The organism is Virgisporangium aliadipatigenens (assembly GCF_016863615.1).
Lineage (GTDB): Bacteria > Actinomycetota > Actinomycetes > Mycobacteriales > Micromonosporaceae > Virgisporangium > Virgisporangium aliadipatigenens.
In genome coordinates this window covers 59,723-77,040 of sequence record NZ_BOPF01000030.1, presented here as the reverse complement: position 1 = coordinate 77,040, position 17,318 = coordinate 59,723, and the positions used below count along the sequence as shown (strand labels likewise).

At 68.0% G+C, this 17,318-nt stretch carries 14 protein-coding genes, 1 tRNA gene and 1 pseudogene; 6 read left to right on the top strand and 10 right to left on the bottom strand.

All coding sequences use genetic code 11. The features are described 5' to 3' along the window. The first annotated feature begins 24 nt into the window (after nt 1-24). Complete coding sequence (locus tag Val02_RS33070; RefSeq protein WP_203903202.1) at nt 25-2,496, top strand: WD40 repeat domain-containing protein; 2,472 nt, start codon at nt 25-27, stop codon at nt 2,494-2,496. Between the two features lie 174 nt (nt 2,497-2,670). Further along, on the top strand, nt 2,671-3,747 hold the full coding sequence (locus tag Val02_RS47720) for a site-specific integrase (protein ID WP_239153511.1): 1,077 nt from the start codon (nt 2,671-2,673) through the stop codon (nt 3,745-3,747). 3 nt (nt 3,748-3,750) lie between these two features. Here Val02_RS47720 and Val02_RS33060 read toward each other — a convergent pair whose 3' ends face one another. The 5 genes and pseudogenes from Val02_RS33060 to Val02_RS47715 form a co-directional block, all read right to left on the bottom strand. Beyond that, nucleotides 3,751-4,158, bottom strand: a complete 408-nt coding sequence (locus tag Val02_RS33060) for a hypothetical protein (RefSeq protein WP_203903262.1) — start codon at nt 4,156-4,158, stop codon at nt 3,751-3,753. Between the two features lie 447 nt (nt 4,159-4,605). Further along, nucleotides 4,606-5,532 carry a hypothetical protein gene (locus tag Val02_RS33055; RefSeq protein ID WP_203903201.1) on the bottom strand — a complete coding sequence of 309 codons (927 nt, stop codon included), beginning with the start codon at nt 5,530-5,532 and terminating at the stop codon, nt 4,606-4,608. Then, on the bottom strand, nt 5,525-6,088 hold the full coding sequence (locus Val02_RS33050; protein ID WP_203903200.1) for an RNA polymerase sigma factor: 564 nt from the start codon (nt 6,086-6,088) through the stop codon (nt 5,525-5,527). The genes Val02_RS33055 and Val02_RS33050 overlap by 8 nt, the downstream gene beginning before the upstream one ends. A gap of 1 nt (nt 6,089) precedes the next feature. Continuing rightward, complete coding sequence (locus Val02_RS33045) at nt 6,090-6,314, bottom strand: hypothetical protein (RefSeq protein ID WP_203903199.1); 225 nt, start codon at nt 6,312-6,314, stop codon at nt 6,090-6,092. A 431-nt stretch (nt 6,315-6,745) separates the two neighbouring features. Continuing rightward, nucleotides 6,746-7,020 (bottom strand): annotated as a pseudogene (locus Val02_RS47715) (hypothetical protein). A gap of 453 nt (nt 7,021-7,473) precedes the next feature. Here Val02_RS47715 and Val02_RS33040 point away from each other — a divergent pair. Further along, nucleotides 7,474-7,896 carry a hypothetical protein gene (locus Val02_RS33040; protein WP_239153510.1) on the top strand — a complete coding sequence of 141 codons (423 nt, stop codon included), beginning with the start codon at nt 7,474-7,476 and terminating at the stop codon, nt 7,894-7,896. 701 nt (nt 7,897-8,597) lie between these two features. Here Val02_RS33040 and Val02_RS33035 read toward each other — a convergent pair. Together Val02_RS33035 and Val02_RS33030 are read right to left on the bottom strand one after the other, a co-directional pair. Continuing rightward, nucleotides 8,598-8,903, bottom strand: coding sequence for a hypothetical protein (locus Val02_RS33035; protein WP_203903198.1), 306 nt, complete (start codon nt 8,901-8,903; stop codon nt 8,598-8,600). Between the two features lie 240 nt (nt 8,904-9,143). After that, nucleotides 9,144-9,216, bottom strand: a tRNA-Lys gene (locus Val02_RS33030). 170 nt (nt 9,217-9,386) lie between these two features. Between Val02_RS33030 and Val02_RS33025 the strand changes: the two genes are divergently transcribed. From Val02_RS33025 to rpsT, 3 genes are all read left to right on the top strand, one after another. Continuing rightward, the gene (locus Val02_RS33025; RefSeq protein ID WP_203903197.1) at nt 9,387-10,568 is read left to right on the top strand and encodes a L,D-transpeptidase; all 1,182 of its coding nucleotides are present in this window, start codon (nt 9,387-9,389) and stop codon (nt 10,566-10,568) included. 93 nt (nt 10,569-10,661) lie between these two features. After that, the gene (locus tag Val02_RS33020) at nt 10,662-11,924 is read left to right on the top strand and encodes a L,D-transpeptidase (protein ID WP_203903196.1); all 1,263 of its coding nucleotides are present in this window, start codon (nt 10,662-10,664) and stop codon (nt 11,922-11,924) included. Between the two features lie 147 nt (nt 11,925-12,071). Further along, nucleotides 12,072-12,341 carry a 30S ribosomal protein S20 gene (gene rpsT, locus Val02_RS33015; protein WP_203903195.1) on the top strand — a complete coding sequence of 90 codons (270 nt, stop codon included), beginning with the start codon at nt 12,072-12,074 and terminating at the stop codon, nt 12,339-12,341. Between the two features lie 356 nt (nt 12,342-12,697). Here rpsT and Val02_RS33010 read toward each other — a convergent pair whose 3' ends face one another. From Val02_RS33010 to holA, 3 genes are all read right to left on the bottom strand, one after another. Next, nucleotides 12,698-13,279: a putative glycolipid-binding domain-containing protein gene (locus Val02_RS33010; RefSeq protein ID WP_203903194.1), complete on the bottom strand. Its 582-nt coding sequence runs from the start codon at nt 13,277-13,279 to the stop codon at nt 12,698-12,700. A gap of 453 nt (nt 13,280-13,732) precedes the next feature. After that, nucleotides 13,733-16,327 (bottom strand): hypothetical protein, encoded by a 2,595-nt coding sequence (locus Val02_RS33005; RefSeq protein WP_203903193.1) that lies wholly within the window; start codon nt 16,325-16,327, stop codon nt 13,733-13,735. Continuing rightward, nucleotides 16,324-17,292, bottom strand: coding sequence for a DNA polymerase III subunit delta (holA, locus tag Val02_RS33000; protein ID WP_203903192.1), 969 nt, complete (start codon nt 17,290-17,292; stop codon nt 16,324-16,326). Before holA ends, Val02_RS33005 begins: the two co-directional genes overlap by 4 nt. Nucleotides 17,293-17,318 lie beyond the last annotated feature (26 nt).

Genomic DNA, 17,318 nt, shown 5'->3' with positions numbered 1-17,318 from the left:
TGAGGACAGCCAAGGACGGCCCCGATGCATCCGAACACCGCGCCTGCTGGAGAGCTCGACCCGAATCAGGCCAGCACCGTCGAGGACTTCGCGCTGCTGCTGAAACGGGTACACGTCCGAGCCGGCAGTACCTCCTACCGGGAACTGGCAAAACGCGCCGCGGCCTTAACCACCAACGGCAACAGCGATCCGGTGATCACCCGCAACAGCATCTACGAGGCCCTCGCCGGCAAGAAGCTGCCGAAGAAGCAGTTCATCCGGCCCTTCCTCACCCTCTGCGAAGTTTCCGCCGATCGGCATCCGGCGTGGATCGCCGCATGGGAACGCATCGCTGAGCACCACCATCTGGCCCGCAAACCGCCGAGACCCGCCCGCCAGGACGAACGCACGTCCGCGCAGATGCCTTCGGAGCAGGTAGCCCAACCCGATCCTGTCGCCGCCACCGGTCAGCTCGCCGTGATTCCACAGCTGCGCACACTCCGGAAAGCCGCCCGCCAAACCGAACTCGCATCCGCTGCCAAACCAGGTCCGAACAGACAGGCGCAAACGGATGCCGTCGCCGTCATCAACCAACCTGTCGTGGTTCCGCAGCCACGGACTCCTCACCTCCACGATGGATGGGCTGCCGCCGGTGCGCCCCTCACCGGTCACACCGGCGGCGAGGTGCGGTCGCTGGCGTTCTCTCCCGACGGGCGCCTGCTCGCCTCCGCCGGCTCCGACAAGACGGTGCGGCTGTGGGACCCGGCCACCGGCCAACTCGCCGGTACACCCATCACCGACCATCCCGGCGGGGTGCGGTCGGTGGCGTTCTCTCCCGACGGGCGCCTGCTCGCCACCATCTGCTCCAACGCGAGGGTGCGGCTGTGGGATCCGGCCACCGGCCAACCCGCCGGCGAGCCCCTCACCGGCCACACCCGCGGGGTGTACGCGGTGGCGTTCTCGCCAGATGGCCGCTTCATCGCCACCGGAAACGGTGATCAAATAGTGCAGCTGTGGGATCCGGCCACCGGCCGACCCGCCGGAAAACTCCTCACCGGCCACACCGCCGGGGTATATGCGGTGGCGTTCTCTCCCGACGGGCGCCTGCTCGCCGGCGCAGACTCCGACGGCACGGTGTGGCTGTGGGATCCGGCCACCGGCCAACCCGCCGGAAAACTCCTCACCGGCCACACCGGGGTGTACGCGGTGGCGTTCTCCCCCGACGGGCACCTGCTCGCCACCGCAGGCCTCGACGAGACGGTGTGGCTGTGGGATCCGGCCACCGGCCAACCCGCCGGAAAACTCCTCACCGGCCACATCATTGTGAACGCGGTGGCGTTCTCCCCCGACGGGCACCTGCTCGCCACCGCAGGCCTCGACAAGACGGTGCGGCTATGGAGCTCTCATAGCTGCCCTGGCCTGACACAGGCCCGACGCCAATCCACCGAGGCGCGGGCCGAGGTGGCCAAGTTACGCAACTCAGCAGCTGAACTGCTCACCATCGTTGACGACCTGCTCAAACAGCGACGCCAAGCAGCGCGACTCCCGCTTCCCGAAACGCCGTTGCGACCAGGAGATCGGATAGTTGCGGTCGCGTTTTCGCCCTACGGGCGCCTGCTCGCCACCGCTGGCGCCGACAAAATGGTGCGGCTGTGGGACCCAGGGACCGGCCAAACCGTCGGCGAACCCCTCACCGGCCACATTCGCATGGTGCGTGCGGTGGCGTTTTCGCCAAGCGGCCGCCTGCTCGCTACCGGCAGCGACGACAGAACGGTGCGGCTGTGGGACCCAGGGACCGGCCAAACCGTCGGCGAACCCCTCACCGGCCACACCGGCGAGGTGCTCGCGGTGGCGTTCTCTCCCGACGGACACCGTCTCGCCACTGCCAGCGCTGACGAGACGGTGCAGTTGTGGAATCCGACCACAGGCCAACTCCTCGGCAGACCTTTCCGCGGCCACACCGGCGTGGTGTGGTCGGTGGCGTTCTCCCCAAGCGGCCGCCTGCTCGCGACCGCCAGCGACGACAGGACAGTGCGACTATGGGACCCGGACACCGGCCAACCCCTCGGTGAACCCCTCACCGGCCACGAACTTCCGGTGCTTTCCGTGACGTTCTCTCCCGACGGGCGCCTGCTCGCCACATCGAGCGCCGACAGGACGGTTCGACTGTGGAACCCGGACACCGGCCAACCCCTCGGTGAACCCCTCACCGGCCACGCCAATACGGTGCTCGCGGTGGCGTTTTCTCCCGATGGCCGCTTCATCGCCACCGGCAGCGGTGATCAAACGGTGCGGCTATGGGATCTAGCGACCGGCCAACCCGCTGGCGAACCCCTCACCGGCCACACCGACTGGGTGCGTGCGGTGGCGTTCTCTCCCGAGGGGCACATGCTTGCCACCGGTGGAGACGACGCGACAGTCCTGCTCTGGGCCACACCGCCGTCCGCGCTTTCCGCCGACCTTCTTAAGGTCCGCGAAGCGCTTAACGAAATGACCAAAGGGTCCCATAAACGGTGAGCCGGCCGCTGACCCTGCTCGCGCTGCGGCCATGAGGGCAAACTGCACGGCGGCCGCCGCTGCACCCGCTGCGCCCTCGCCGACCGGCTCGCCGAGCTCCTCGACGACGGCACCGGCCGCATCCACCCCCGACTGACTCCGCTCGCCGACCAACTGCGCGGCATGGAGAACCCGTTGACCGGGCTGACCTGGCTGACCTCACGCCACCGAGCGCCCGCTGAAATCCTGCGCCGGCTGGCTCGCGGGGAGATTCCGCTGATCCACGAGGGGTTCCGCACCTTGCAACCCTGGCGCGCGGCCGCGCACCTGCGTGAACTGCTGATGGCTTGCGGTCTGCTGCCCACGATCGACAAGCAGATCCTGCTGTTCGTGCGCTGGCTGCACCAGCACCTCGCCGAAGTCAACGACCCGGACCACGCCCAACTGCTGCGACGGTTGCGACCTGGTACGTCCTGCCCCGGCTCCGGTCCCGCGCCGAGACCAGCCGATCACCCCGGCCGGGCGCAGCTACGCCGGCCAGCAGATCGGCCAGGCCACCGCATACTCGGCTGGCTTGCCGCCCGAGGCCGCCCGCTCGCCGACTGCACCCAAGCCGACATCGACGCGCGGGCCGTCGAGCACACCGTCAGCGACCGCATCAACGTCCGGGCGTTCCTGCAGTGGTCGGCCGCAAACCGGCACAGCCCACGGTTCGAGCTGCCAGCCGCCCAAGGAACCGGCGGCACGCCGCTGCCCGAGCACGATCGCACCGTGCTCCTCGGCCAACTCCTCATCGACACTCGCGCCCCGCTGCGCACCCGGGTCGCCGCGGTGATCCTGCTGCTCTATGCCCAACCGGTCAGCCGGATTACCCGGCTGACCATCGACGACATCATCCGCGACGACGATCAGGTCCTGCTACGCCTCGGCGACCCACCCACACCGGTGCCCGAACCGGTCGCTGCTCTGTTGCTCGAGTATCTCGGCCAGCGCACCAATATGCGCACCGCCACCAACCGCGACTCCCGCTGGCTGTTCCCCGGCCGTCGAGCTGGCCAACCGCTCCAGCCCCGCACGCTGTCACCGCTGATCCATGAGCTCGGCGTCCCCGACCACCGCAGGCCGCATCGCCGCGATCCGACAGCACGTCCTCGACATGCCCGCCCCGATCGTCGCCGACGCGCTCGGCTACCACCAGGTCACCGCCGCCCGCCTCGCAGCCAACGCTGGCACCACCTGGTCCAACTACGCCCCGGCGACCACAGGACGTGACCGCTACTCCGTGCAGGCCGCCTCAAGTTTCAACAAGACCGCCCATTCCTCCTGCGATGGCAAAGGCGAGACCTGCCGCCCTCGATCGCGTTCCACGCTTACCCGATCGAACTCCTGCCAGATAGCGCCATCAGGCTTTATCACGAACGCTTCCGAGTCCAGGAACGCGATGCGCTCCAGACGGAGTCGCATCATTGAGAGCTCGCCGAGTCCCACGTCGACCGAGCCATCGCTTGTGTTGATCGTGACGGTTCCGGCACACCTACTCGAACCGACTCGAACGGTGATCGATGCGATCGCGCCAACATTGCCCAGAACGACGTTGGCGAGCGCTGCGGCATGCTCTAGCTCAGCGAAACGTTCGTCCGTGAGCGTGATTCTGAGGTCGGATTCGATGTTCGCGTTGGTCATGCCGTGCTCCCCGCCTTGGTGGGCCCAGTCTCGACCTGACCTGCACAGCCTTGCTGACGCGCCGACATCTCGTTGGCTCATCGGAGAAGTGCCATGTTCAGCCCGGAGCTACCCTCGGCAGTACGGAGAGTAAGAGTTGGATCTCTACCGGACCGGAATCCGCGTTAGTTGAATAGGCGCTCTCACCAGTCGGCCGGGCCCACAGACGAGATCATCGGTCGGGTCGACGCGGCCTCGGCGGTCTTGGCGGCGTACGGCCACGATTGCGATGTGCTGACCGCGACGCCCCGCCTGTACGCCGGGCTCGATGGAGACATGATTCTTCCGATCGAGGAGTAGCTGCCCCACGCCAGCTGACGCATTGCCGGGCACAGACCCTGGCCATCCACAACGCGCATGAGGGCCAGTACCGCGCGGTTGAGCGGGACGGGTAAGTACGGATAGCCCTTAGCTCTCAAAGAGTTCCGGAGCTCCAATAGCGGCACTTACAGGAATATATCCGTTCGGAGAATTACTTACCGGTTGACAAGAAATCTGCAAGTAATCATATACGGCGATAGAAACGATTTTGGTCTCCCCGGCCGACAAGTCGTAGGAATCTAGCAAGCGTCCCGCCTGGTCCATAAAAGCAATGCTGAGGGCGACGCCGCCCGGAAGCTCGCTGGGGATCCCCACTATTGCCGAAAAGCGCTTGTAGTGTTCAACATTCCAGAGCACATTATTGTAGCCGGCAGCGGAGCTTCCGCATGGGATTGTAACGCCGTCCGAAAATGATCGGCCGGCAATACTTACAGGACCCTGTCTCGCTATTCCTGTTATTTTAGTCAGCGAGAGCAGGCTAACACCGCCATCGGTCCGCCAAGGGCCTGGCATTGCAGACGGCTCAGATGGCGCAGGGACTGCCTCGACAGGCCCCGCGCGCCCGCTATCCGACGGGATCCCATTTTCCGATTTCGATGCAATTGCGGCAAACCCCCCTACTATCATCAGCAGAGCAGTAGCGGCCGCCATCAGCGACGCGGCGTTTGATCGACGCAGATGAGCGTAGCCCATGAATGCCATAAATACGACTGCGCCGACAAGGACCAGTCCTCCCAAAAAACCAAATGGAGGGTTGGCTTGGTACAGAAAAGCTGCCCAAACGATTGCGGCGGACAAACCGAAAGGAACCAGGTGGAAGCTGCGGCGGACGTCAAGCGCGACTTTTCGTAATTCGCCCCGCCGACGGTTGGACACTCCCCTTCGTTGGACGGCTTCCCAACCTTCAGTGGCGTCGAAGTCGAGCGATTTTGCGCGGTTGCCAGCAGCATCGGCGGCGAGGGCGAACAAGTGACGCTCGGCGTCGGTAAGTCGGTCCGGCGGCGACTCAGCCATGACCGCCCCCTTGGAGATGATCGAGAGCTTTGCGAAGTTCCCGTCGCGCCTGAGATAGATGAGAGCGTACCGTAGATGGGCTTATGCCCAATATTTTCCCGACGTCAGCGGCGGTGCAGCCGTCGTACATCAGCACCATCACGATACGCTGCTGGCCTGGCAAAGAGTTGATCACGGCTAACGCTTCGTCGGCCGTCAGGTTAGCCACCACACCGTCTTCGACGGCCGGTTCGTCTGACCGGTTCCACAACTTGGGCAGCAGGCGCTTGTAGCGGGCGGCCCGTTCACTCGCACGGTAGGCGACCCGGATCATGACCGTCTGCGCGAAGCGGTATCGCTCGCCGTCGGATCGGTGCTCCAACTCTGACCAGTGTTTCCATACGACCAGCATCGCCTCTTGCATGTACTCCTGAGCCTTTTCGCGAGAACTGTTCGTGATCGAGGCCGCGTGACGCAACAGCGCCGGGGCTGCTTTTTTGTAGAACGTCTCAAAGTCGGCACAGGGCTCCGCGTCCGAGTCGTCTGGCCTAGCCTGCGAGACGGTATCTTGCGCCATGTCACACGCGGTCTCGACGAGTCGCAGAGGTTGCGTCAATCTGAATGCGAACACTTCTCCCGCGCAGGTCGTTGACCTGGATATTCACGCCAGATGCACCGATCGGAAGGGATTGAAGAGCACTCTTCACGGTGCGGCCAAGTTGCATCGCGTGAGCGATGGTGGAGACCATTGTGATCAGCCCCAGCCCTACCATTCCCGCAAGCGGGATCCACTGGCCGTCCATCGCGTGCATCTCCTCGCTCCAGGCAGCGTGCCGGGGACACAAGGAAGAAGTCATAGGCGATAGGAAGCGTCCAGTCCAACGAAGAAAAATCTTGACGGCAGGGCCTTAGTCCTTTTTGACCATATCTGGGGTGACCGCACATTGCCATCACACGGCTGTAGCACGATACTCACCGATCTTCCATAGGTGCCCGGTCGATGGCGCAACAACGTTGCCGAACCGAGTCTTCGGCCAAGCCTGTTCGGCGGTTGCCGCGTGCTTCAGTGCGCAGTCCGCGTAACAACACTCATAAGGCCGCCATCCTTCGTCCACACGGCTCTATGAATAATATTCGACAGATGGGTGCTGGCATCACCACAGAGAAGATCCGTCGGCCCGGTTGACCGGACGTCGGCGGGTCGATGGGCACGGTCCGGGCGTTGGGAGCGGCCCTAGGTCGGCCGCTCATGGATTCGACCGCCCTCGGCGACTGCCTCGGGGACGGCCAGCGGGTCGTCGTGCTGGAGATCCCGCCATCCGCCGGGACATGCAGCACGCAGCGAAGGCGAGGGCTTCCTCCTCGGAGAGGAACCGCCACACCCGGGAGGTTCCGTCGGCGCCACCTGCGCGGGCTTCGACTTCCCACAGTTTGACCTACGCGGAGGAACACATCGCGCCGGGCCAGGCGACCCCACGTGCCGTTCCACCATCTCCCCGCGGTCTCCACCACGCGACCATATCGAACGCGTGTTCGATGATAATTGCGTTCGTCTAGCTTGACACGGACCGCGGCGTGGTGACGCAGGCGGCGGCTGCGCGGCCATTAGTGCCGTGGCGCTGAGCCGACCTCGCCCGGCTGGGTCGCGCCCAGTCCAGATCGGTCACCGCGGTCGCAATACGTTCCGTGGCAACCCGCGCGATCTCCGTCCCGAATACGGGACAGTTGAATAGGCGATCTCACCAGACCGGTAGGCCTCAGGCGAACTCATCGCCGTCGAATAGCCAGACCTTGCCAGTCCGCCTGGCGCTCGCTAGCAAGGTCGCGTCGGCTGGTCATCCGGGGGTGGGGCCGTAGCCGGTTCAACCGCTCGGCGTGGGCGGCGCGCTCGACTCTCCGCCCGTGCATTGCATCGGAAGTTACTGATGTACGCCGTGGGGCCGGCTCGGCAGAATGCTGGACATGGGCGCCTCGCCACTGTCCGCCGTCTGGCGGCCGGTCCGGGGCCGCGTCGTGGTCAAGATGCCCTACGACCCGAGCGATCGCAGGGGCAACCGCTGGTGGCTGCACGAGCAGCTCGGCGCGCGGATCCGCCTCGAGTACGCCGGCGGGAAGTGGACCCTCGCCCGCACGCACCTGCGGCTGGTCGTGACCGGCCTCGCCGAGCGGTTCGGCCACGTGCACGTCCATCTCGACTACTTGGAGAACCAGCGCTGCGACGTGCGCTGCCAGGAAGCCCTCGGCAACGACTGCGTCTGCCAGTGCGCCGGCCAGTTCCACGGCGGCGCGGACTACCAGCGCTCCTGGATCCAGGTCGGCGAGACCGCCCTCATCGCCGCCAACCCGGCCACCCGCCGTGCCCACATGCTCGTGCGCCCCGACTGACCGGCAGCCAGCTCCAGCAACGAACGCGGCAGTATCAGCACGGACAATCGGGGCAGCAGGGGGACGGCGGGGTGGGCGGAGTCGATGGCCTGAGGAGAGAATGCCCGGCGTCGGTAAGACGACGCCGGCGGTCTACTGGGCGCCGGCGATGCTTTCCGAGCGGCGCGGGTGGGACCTTTCCTCTCGGGAGAGGTCCCACCGGCAGCTTCAGCCGCGTTTTTCGGTTCCGGCCAGAATATTCGCCCGCTCCGGCGCCACACGATCTGCTAGGCACGCAGCCCGGCAGTTCGCGGTCGAACCCGGCGGCACGACGATCACCTGGGTACTTACCCCACCGCCGCTGAGGATGCAGCGGTAAGACGCCCGTGCACACCTGCGTCGGCATGCATAGGACGCTCCTGACCGGGCCGTGAGCCGTCTCCTCGGTGCATTCCCCCGACCGATGAGGGCGGCAGTGGCCCGTGGTGCGTGGTTAAGAAACGGTGGATGTCCGCACCGTCGGCGAGCGGATCGCTGCCGTGTGGGTGCGTACCGGACGAGAGTGGGCTGCTCAGAGCAGCTGTATGCGGCTTTCGTCCGGTCGCGACTTGGGCCTCCGTCTCCTGGTCGGCAACCTCCTGAGCATTCGACGGGGCAGGTCGACAAGGCTCGGCGGGTCCGCCACGGCGGTGACCTTGTCCGCGTGTAGGCGGCCGTCGGCGTCAATGCGGACCTTGGCGTTTGCAGATCGTTGAGGACCCCGCCGCGGACGCTCTGCCAGGCGTCGTGTCCAGCAGTTGCGCGACCGGATCCGCCCAGCGTAGGGAGGCGGCGGCGAAGATGTCCCGGCGGCGCAGCCGGGCGTGGAACTGCTCCAGCACGCAGAACACGTACGCGTTGGCCAGCTCCGACGGCCCACCGACATCCGATTGGCCGTCCCGAAACACAAGGACGTGCATCCATCTGTGATGCCGGCTCACCCAGGTCGCGACCCGGTCTGCGATCAGAAGAACATGGAGCGTAAGCACAATGCCGACCATCGACTGGGCGACGTGGGTGCTCGGCGCTTAGTACTTGCGCCACGCTGACAAGCGGACTCCAAGCCGACCCGAAGTGTCGTCGCCCGACGGTGCGTGCCGTGCCATTTCCCCCGATGACGCGTGGTACCACGGGCTACAGATCACCCATCGATCACCCAACAGTCCACAGTGGACATGAAAATGGCCCCGACTCGGCAAGTAATGCCAGGTCAGGGCCATGATCAAATGTGCGCCGCCAGGGACTCGAACCCCGAACCCGCGGATTAAGAGTCCGCTGCTCTGCCAGTTGAGCTAGCGGCGCTCACTGGAACGGGCAAAACCATAGCACGCGACCTGACGGGGCTCCCAACCGGTTATCCCTCCGCGGGCAACCTGAGGCCCGCCTTAAGAAACACGCGTCACGGGGTCGCAGAATGTCGGACCCGTCGGGCACGATGTCGGCAACGGGGAGGGGTTCACGTGGGAGCACGGATGTCAGTACGACGGATGCTGTTAGCGCTGGTAGTGACGTTGCCACTGGGCGTGACGGCATGCTCGGACGATCCGCGGAAGCCGGCGGCGCAGCCTGCGAGTCAGGCCGCTTCGGCGTCGCCGAGTCCCACGGCGAGTGTGCCTCCGTTCACGTTCGAGGTAGGGCCTGCGGCGGGGACCAAGGGGCTGCCGATCACTACCGAGGTCGACACGCGCGTGACCGGCGGCACCGTGGCGTCCGTCACGCTGACCGACGACAAGGGCAAGGCCGTCGAGGGCGAGCTGCGCGCCGACGGTTCCTCGTGGATCCCCGCCAAGCCCTTGGAGTTCGAACGGACTTACAGCGCCACTGTCACCGCAAAAGGCGTGCGTGGCGAGTCCGAGTCGAAGAACACGACGTTCACGACGATGGCGCGGCCGGGTGGCGGGAAGGTCGGCTCGGGGCTGTACCTGTTCAACGGGCAGACCTACGGGACGGCCATGCCGGTGGTGGTCGAGTTCGAGTCGGACGTGCCCGAGGCGTCGCGGGCCGCCGTCGCCCGCAGGCTCCTGGTGAAGACGACGCCGGAGCAGCCGGGGCGGTGGCACTGGCACAGCCCGCGGATGGTGCTCTACCGGGCCGAGAAGTACTGGCAGCCGGGCACCACGATCAGTGTGCGCAGCGCCCTGTCGGGCCTGCCGATCGGCAGCAAGTACGGCGACACGGACCGGTCGGCGACCGTCAAGATCGCAGACCGTTCGATCGTGATCGAGGTCGACAACGCCAACAAGAAGATGACCGTGCTGAAGGACGGACAGCCGATCAAGGAGCTGCCGGTCAGCCTCGGCAAGCCGAGCACGCCCTCGTCGAGCGGGCACATGGTCGTGATGGAGAAGGCCGAGCAGACGGTGTTCGACACGCGGGCCACGGACGGGCCCAACGGCTACCGGGTCGACATCCAGTACGCGCAGCGCCTGACCTGGGGCGGCGAGTACATCCACTCGGCGCCGTGGTCGGTGCAGCAGCAGGGCAACACCAACGTCTCCCACGGCTGCGTCAACGTCTCCGAGTCCAACGCGCAGTGGCTGTTCCAGCTGACGATGATCGGCGATGCGGTGATCGTCAAAGGCACCGAGCGGACGTTGCAGAAGGGTAACGGCTGGACCGCCTGGGACATCCCGTGGGATCAATACGGCGTCTAGACCATCGACGGCGGATGTGGGGGTCAGCGCGTTCGCCAATCTTAGGGCACGATTAAGCACCTTAAGTCCGGCAGGACGACCCTGGAGTTCTCAATGCGAACGCACCCCCCGGTCCGGTACCTGCGCGTGGCAGCCGCCGCGGCAGTCGCCCTTCTCGGCCTCGTCGCGTGTGACAGCGGCGGCGCCAAGTCGTCCGGTTCCGGCGACCAGGCCAACGGGGCCATCGCCGCGGCGTCGCCGTCGGACAGCGGTCCACAGGTCGCCATGGAGTTCACCGGGCTGACCGACGGGGCTACGGACGTTCCCACATCTCTGGAACTGGCCTACAAGGCCGATGCGCCCACCTCCACGCTGGAGTTGGTGGAGACAAATGGCGGGCCCGTGCAGGGCGCGTGGCGCTCGGACAAGTCGGCGTGGGTGCCGGGGGCGCAGCTGAAGTACGGCACGCAGTACACCGCCAAGATCACGGCGACCACGGCGGACGGGCGCACGGCGACGAAGGCCGCGACGTTCACGACGATGGCCAAGCCGGGGAGCACCGCCAAGGCGAGCACCGTCATCGGCGACAACCAGGTCGTCGGGGTGGCGATGCCGATCATCGTGTCGTTCAGTGCCGACATCCCGAAGGATCAGCGCGCCTCCGTGCAGAAGCGGCTCTTCGTCACCAGCGAACCGGCCCAGGAGGGCATCTGGTACTGGTGGAACAACCGTGAGGTGCACTTCCGGACGAAGGAGTACTGGCAGTCCGGCACCAAGGTGCAGGTGCGGGCCGCGGTCGGCGGGCTTCCGCTCGGCGGCAATCGCTACGGCGCACAGGACCTCACGATGAACTTCAAGATCGGCGCCAAGACCATCATGGAGGCCGACAACACCTCCAAGCACCTCACCATCACCAAGAACGGGCAGGTGCTGCGCCGCATGCCGGTCAGCTTCGGCAAGCCGGCCACTCCCACCGACGCGGGCAACATGATGGTGATGATCAAGAACAAGAAGGAGGTCTTCGACTCCTCCACGTTCGGCCGGCCGGTCGACGGGCCCGGCGGCTACCGCAAGGACGTGTTCTGGACGCAGCGGCTGAGCTGGAGCGGCGAGTACCTCCACGCGGCGCCGTGGTCCGAGGGTGACCAGGGCAAGCGCAACGTCTCCAACGGCTGCACCAACCTCTCCAACGCCGACGCCGAGTGGCTGTACAACCAGACCCAGGTCGGCGACCCGGTGATCATCAAGGGCACCGAGGAACACGTGAAGTGGCAGGACGGCTACACCCACTGGGACCGGTCGTTCGCGGACTACGCCAAGGGCAGCGCCATCCCGCTCGGCCAGCCCGACGCCTCCCCCGCGCTCCTGCGGTCCTGAGCGTCACACCGTTTTGGCTCGATAGACCGGGTGCTGGTAGCCTGAATCTTCGCGCGTAGGTGACGTGCAGATGTCCCGCGCGCCTTGGGCACCGCCCCAAGCTGCACCATCACGAAACCAACCGAACGATCAGGACGAGGCTGTCGCGTGGCGAACATCAAGTCGCAGATCAAGCGCAACCGGCAGAACGAGAAGCGCCGGCTCCGTAACAAGTCGGTCAAGTCGTCGCTCAAGACTGCGATCCGCAAGTTCCACGAGGCGGCCGCGGCCGGCGACACGGAGACCGCGACCGCGTTGATGCAGGACGCTGGCCGCAAGCTCGACAAGGCCGCCAGCAAGGGCGTCATCCACAAGAACCAGGCGGCCAACCGCAAGTCGGCCATCGCCAAGAAGCTCCACACGGTGGTCGCTGCCTGACCTCTTGGGGGCGCTGACCTCTGAGCGGTAAGACCGGGACGCCGGCATCGACGTCGCTGCCCTGACGGCAGGCGTCCGATGCCGGCGTATCTGTGTTTCCGGCCTGCCCGGGACGGCGCCTCGGGGTGGGCTCGGGCGGCTGTGGTCTGCGCCGGTGGCGGTTGAGGCTTTCTGATGCGGCGCCACGGCTGTCGTGCGTGGCTCTATTCGCGAGTTTCGGCTCCGTCCTCGGTTGCGTCGCATTGCCGGCCGCCGAGGTAGGCATGCCGCTAACCCCCGGCGAACAGCACGCCTTGGCAACGGTGTGGTGCGCGCTCTATCCGGACCTGCTCAGAGGCGCGCCGGTCTTCGAGCGTTCAGAACGCCCGGATCGCGATGCCGGGATAGTGCAGTGGCAAGCCCGCCGTGTCGTACACCAGACGGCATCCGAAATCGAAAGCGGGCGCCGAATAGTCATACCGCTGGCCGCCGTCCTCGTCTGTGACCCGGACATACCGCTGCTCCAACCGGTCGACCGACAGGTCGAGGGCACGCACGTATGCCGCGGGCGCGGAGGCCTGGTCACCGATGCGCAGCGCCAGCCGCCGGGCCGGAAGCGCGTTGGTCATCGAGGAGGACTCCAGGTCGACATCCAGGCATCCGTCCAGAGCTGACGCGTACGCGCCGTCGATGTGCCATCGACCGTGGCCGTCGGCTTCGATGTCGATCTTCCTGGTGCCGGTGAACCAGTGTCCGGTGACGCTGGCCCTGCGCGTTGCCCAGCGAGCGTCCACCAGGATGGTGTACTGGACGACCCACGGTTGGCCGTTCTCGACCGCGGCGGTGTGTCCGTCGATGCGGTAGCCCTCCTCGACGGCGTGGAAGTACACGACTTCGAACCCTTGCCGGGCATCGCGGTGGTGCCAAGCGGCGGCCGATGGCATCGGAACAGCAGTCATGATCGGTACAAGGCGGCCGACGCGTTCGCCTATTTCCCCACCCCGTATGTATCCCGAAGCGTAGGTCGAGCCGACCGCGTGTCCCCTCGATCGACCCGACCCAGGACCGAAGGCGCCGAAGGCTGCGATGCGGGGCGGTTGTGCGCCGTGCGGCCGCCCAGACCCTTCGGCCTTGATGGCCGGAGGCGAGCGAAGCGTCACTGCGAAGCCCGCGGGCCTGCGACCTCCGCACCCACGGCCCACGGCCCACGGCCCACGGCCCACGGCCCACGGCCCACGGCCCACGGCCCACGGCGGCGGGAATGCTACGCGTGCCACGTAATGGCTGACGAATGACGTGGCACGCGTAGCACTGGTGGCGATCTTGCAGCCCCCGCCCGCCCCAACCGGCACAGGCGTCGCATACAGCGCGGCCCCACCCGGAATCCGGATGGGGCCGCGAACCTCACCTGCCTAGCGGTTACCGCCGAACCGGCGTTCGTTCAGCCCCGCGCCGGGCTCCGAGTCGTGCCTCGAGTGCCTACCGGACACCTGCACCACGCGGGCATTTCCGAGCTGCGCCTGCATCGCCATCGAACGCCGCACAGCCGCGCCGATCGCGTGCGCACGCGACGGGGCTCCGGAACCCGGGACACCGGTGGACGCCGGCGGCTGGGCCGGCTCCGAGGCGCCCGTTCCGGCGGCCTCCTGTGCCCGGCGACGGCCGCCGCTGCGGCTCTCCTGCGGGCGGTCGTGCCCGCCACGGGACTGCTCGCCGGCCGGCCCGAAGTCGCGGCCGCGATCGGAGCGCCCGGCTGCCGCGTCGGGGCCGCCGACGGCGCGGGTGGACGTGCGGCGGATGGAGGCGCCGCGGGTCGGGGACCGGTAGCCCTGGCCGGGCATGTTCCGGGGAGCGCGCTCCTGCCCGGGTGCGGCCGCGTGGTCAGCCCCGGACACCTCCCGGCCACCACGCTCACGCCCGGATGCCGACCGCGCACCAGCCGCCTGGTCGGCCGCAGGCGCATAGTGGTGTCCGCCCGCATCGTGGCCGTCATACTCGTGCGCGGACGCTGACCGGCCGCCAGGGGACTGTGCACCAGCGGACCGCGCACCAGCCGCCTGACCGCCCGCGGGCGCATAGTCACGCCCGTCCGCATCCCGGCCGCCGTACTCCGGATCGCCGGCCGACCGACCCGCGATCGACTGACCGGCAAACGCCGCCTGGCCCTCAGCCGCCGGATAGTCACGCCCGTCCGCGCCCCCGCCACCCCGCTCCCGCCGCGCCCGACCGGCGGCGGACGCATAGTCGGACCCGCGGTACGAGCCGTCGGCAGCACGCTCGTCCGCGCCGAATCCGCCACGGCCGCCCTGCGCGTACGGCTCCCCGTCCGACCAGCCGTCGGCCTCGGACCCGTCGTACTCCCAGCCGGCGTCCCGCCGCCCGGCGCCGCCCGGCACACCGGCTGCGCGGGCGTCATAGCCGTCCGCCACGCCAGCCGCGCGAGCGTCGACGTCAAAGCCGCCCTCAACACCGGCCGCCCGAGCGTCGACGTCAAAGCCTTCCGGCACACCGGCCGCCCGAGCATCAACCTCGTACCCGGCCGCGTAGCGCACATCGTGCTGGCCGGCCGGCTGTTCGGGTGTCCATCGTCCGCTGTCGCGGTAGCCGTCGTCGTCCCGGAACCCGTCCTCGGCGCCGCGCCACTCCCCCGAGCGCCGGCCGGCGACCTGACCGTCCGCGGGGATGTCTCCATCGTCGGCCGGGTCGTCTGCCTGCTCGTAGGCGTCGTTGCGGCCCCGGTCGTAGGCCCGGGCTCCGGTGGAGCGGCCGGAGCGGCGTCCGTTCAGGTCGACGGCTGTGGGCTCGCGGTGAGCGGTGCCCGGCACGAGGGTCTCCGAGTCGTGCTGGCCCCATCGCTCCGCGCCGGCGACCGCGCCGTCCATCGCCGGGTCCGGCGCGCCCTCGATCAGTGGGGCGCGGCCGGCCGTTGCCGGGGGCGTTCCGCCGCCGAGCGTGGTGCCGACGGGAGCCGTCACCCCGAACGCCGTCGTGCGGCCACCGGACGATCCGCCGCGCGCGTACTGCCAGCGGGAGTTCGTGGGGATGCCGCGGCTGGCCCGCGAGGACTCGTCGTCGTCAGCGGCCCGCCGTCGACCGCCGACATACGGCTCGGTCTCGACGGTGCCGTGCCGGCCGACCCGCTCCGGCGTGCCCTGGCCCCCTCCGGAAAGGCCGACATGCTCGGGTGTGCCCTGGCGCCCTCCGGAGAAGCCGACACGCTCGGTCGTCTCCTGACGGCCCTCGGAAGGATCGACACGCTCGCCGCCGGAAGGGCCGACGCGCTCGGGTGCGTCCTGGTGGCCGTCGGAGTCGGGCGCCCGTCGACGGCCGCCGCTGGTGTCCGTCCACGAGGCCGTTCGCGCGTCGAACCCGCTCGCGGACCAGTCGTCGATCGTGATCGGCCGGTCGTCGGCCTGTGGTTCGTGGGCGTCGGTGTGGGTGTGCCGGGCGACGGCACCGAGCCCCACGCGCGTGTGCTCCAGGAAGTCGCGCCGTCCGGCCCGGGCGCTGACGGTGCCGACCGGCTCCTCGTGCGCGACGTGCTCCTGTTCGGCGTCCCAGGGGTCGCGCTCCTCCAGCGCCAGGCCGCCGCGCGACTCGTACGCCGCACCGCCGTGCGAGTCGTAGGGGTCGCCGTGCGCCTGGGCGTGCCGCGATCCGTAGACCCCGCCGGTGCGGGCGATCGACAGCGCGCCCGCGAGTTCGCGCCCGGTCTCGTCATCGTCGAACCACGACGACGACTCCACCGGCACCTCCTCCACCGGCGGCGCGGACTGCCGCGACGAGGCCATCCCGCCGACCCCGCCGACCATGTCGTTGACCTTGACGACCGCGGCCACCAGTACAGGCAGCAGCGGAACGGCCCACCAGCTCACGAGTTCCGCCAGGGCCAGCAGGATGCCGGCCGCGATGGCGCACTCCACGAACAGGAAGCTGGCCAGCCCGCCGACACGTATCCGGCGCAGGCGCAGCATCCGGGCGTACAGCGGTGCCCCCTTGGCACTCATCGAGCACCACCTCCCTGACGCGCCGCCGCGACGGCGAAGACCGCACGTTCGAGGGCATAGGCCCGGTCGTCCGAGCCGCCCTTGACAGCCGCGTTGCACTCCGCGGCCGCTTGCATGGCATCAACGAGCGCATCGGGCGTCCAGCCACGGGCTTGTCGCTGGGCTCGTTCCACTTTCCACGGGGGCATACCTAGATTTCCCGCGATCTGGTAGGCGCTGCCGCGCCCCGCGGAGGCGACGCGGGCCACCGTTCGAACGCCGTCGGCGATGGCGTCGGCGATCGGCACGGGATCGACGCCGATGTGCAGCGCCCAGCGCAACGCCTCCAGCGCGCCGGACACGTCGCCGACGAGCGCGGCATCGGCGACGTTGAATCCGGACACCTCAGCGCGTCCCTTGTAGTAGCGGGAGACGGTACGCACGTCGATGTTTCCGTCGGTGTCGGCGACCAGTTGCGAACAGGCCGAGGCCAGCTCGCGCAGGTCGTTGCCGACGGCGGCGATGAGCGCCTCGGCGGCCGCGTCACCGGCCTTGCCACCGAGCCGACGAACCTCCGAGGTAACGAAATCGACGCGTTCCCTCGGACGGCTGATTTTGGGAACGGTGGCGACCTTCGCACCGGCCGACTTCAATCCGTCGGAGAGCGCCTTGCCCTTCGCACCGCCGACGTGCTGAACGATCAGCGTCACGTCGTCGTCGGGCGACTTCGCGTAGGCGAGCAGGGCGGCGATGACGTCCTTCTTCGCGTCCTGACCCGAGCGCAGCACGAGCACCCGCGCGCCGCCGAACAGCGACGGGCTCAGCATCTCGGCGAGTTCGCCGGCGACGAGTTCGCCCGCCATGTACTGGCGCAGCTCCGCGTCGGGCTCGGCGGCCCGCGCCGCGGCGACCAGGTCACCGACCGCGCGTGCGGCCAGCAGTTCCTCGTCGCCCAGGACCAGATGAACGGCATTGCGATCGGCCATCGCGCCATCGTGCCACGGGTGCCGCG

What these genes read in the sequence shown, in the direction of transcription:
- Val02_RS33070 (WP_203903202.1), top strand. Translation starts at nt 25, where the DNA reads ATGCATCCGAACACCGCGCCTGCTGGAGAGCTCGACCCGAATCAGGCC.
- Val02_RS33060 (WP_203903262.1), bottom strand. Translation starts at nt 4,158, where the DNA reads ATGACCAACGCGAACATCGAATCCGACCTCAGAATCACGCTCACGGAC.
- Val02_RS33055 (WP_203903201.1), bottom strand. Translation starts at nt 5,532, where the DNA reads ATGGCTGAGTCGCCGCCGGACCGACTTACCGACGCCGAGCGTCACTTG.
- Val02_RS33050 (WP_203903200.1), bottom strand. Translation starts at nt 6,088, where the DNA reads ATGGCGCAAGATACCGTCTCGCAGGCTAGGCCAGACGACTCGGACGCG.
- Val02_RS33045 (WP_203903199.1), bottom strand. Translation starts at nt 6,314, where the DNA reads ATGGACGGCCAGTGGATCCCGCTTGCGGGAATGGTAGGGCTGGGGCTG.
- Val02_RS33040 (WP_239153510.1), top strand. Translation starts at nt 7,474, where the DNA reads ATGGGCGCCTCGCCACTGTCCGCCGTCTGGCGGCCGGTCCGGGGCCGC.
- Val02_RS33025 (WP_203903197.1), top strand. Translation starts at nt 9,387, where the DNA reads ATGTCAGTACGACGGATGCTGTTAGCGCTGGTAGTGACGTTGCCACTG.
- Val02_RS33020 (WP_203903196.1), top strand. Translation starts at nt 10,662, where the DNA reads ATGCGAACGCACCCCCCGGTCCGGTACCTGCGCGTGGCAGCCGCCGCG.
- Val02_RS33010 (WP_203903194.1), bottom strand. Translation starts at nt 13,279, where the DNA reads ATGACTGCTGTTCCGATGCCATCGGCCGCCGCTTGGCACCACCGCGAT.
- Val02_RS33005 (WP_203903193.1), bottom strand. Translation starts at nt 16,327, where the DNA reads ATGAGTGCCAAGGGGGCACCGCTGTACGCCCGGATGCTGCGCCTGCGC.
- holA (WP_203903192.1), bottom strand. Translation starts at nt 17,292, where the DNA reads ATGGCCGATCGCAATGCCGTTCATCTGGTCCTGGGCGACGAGGAACTG.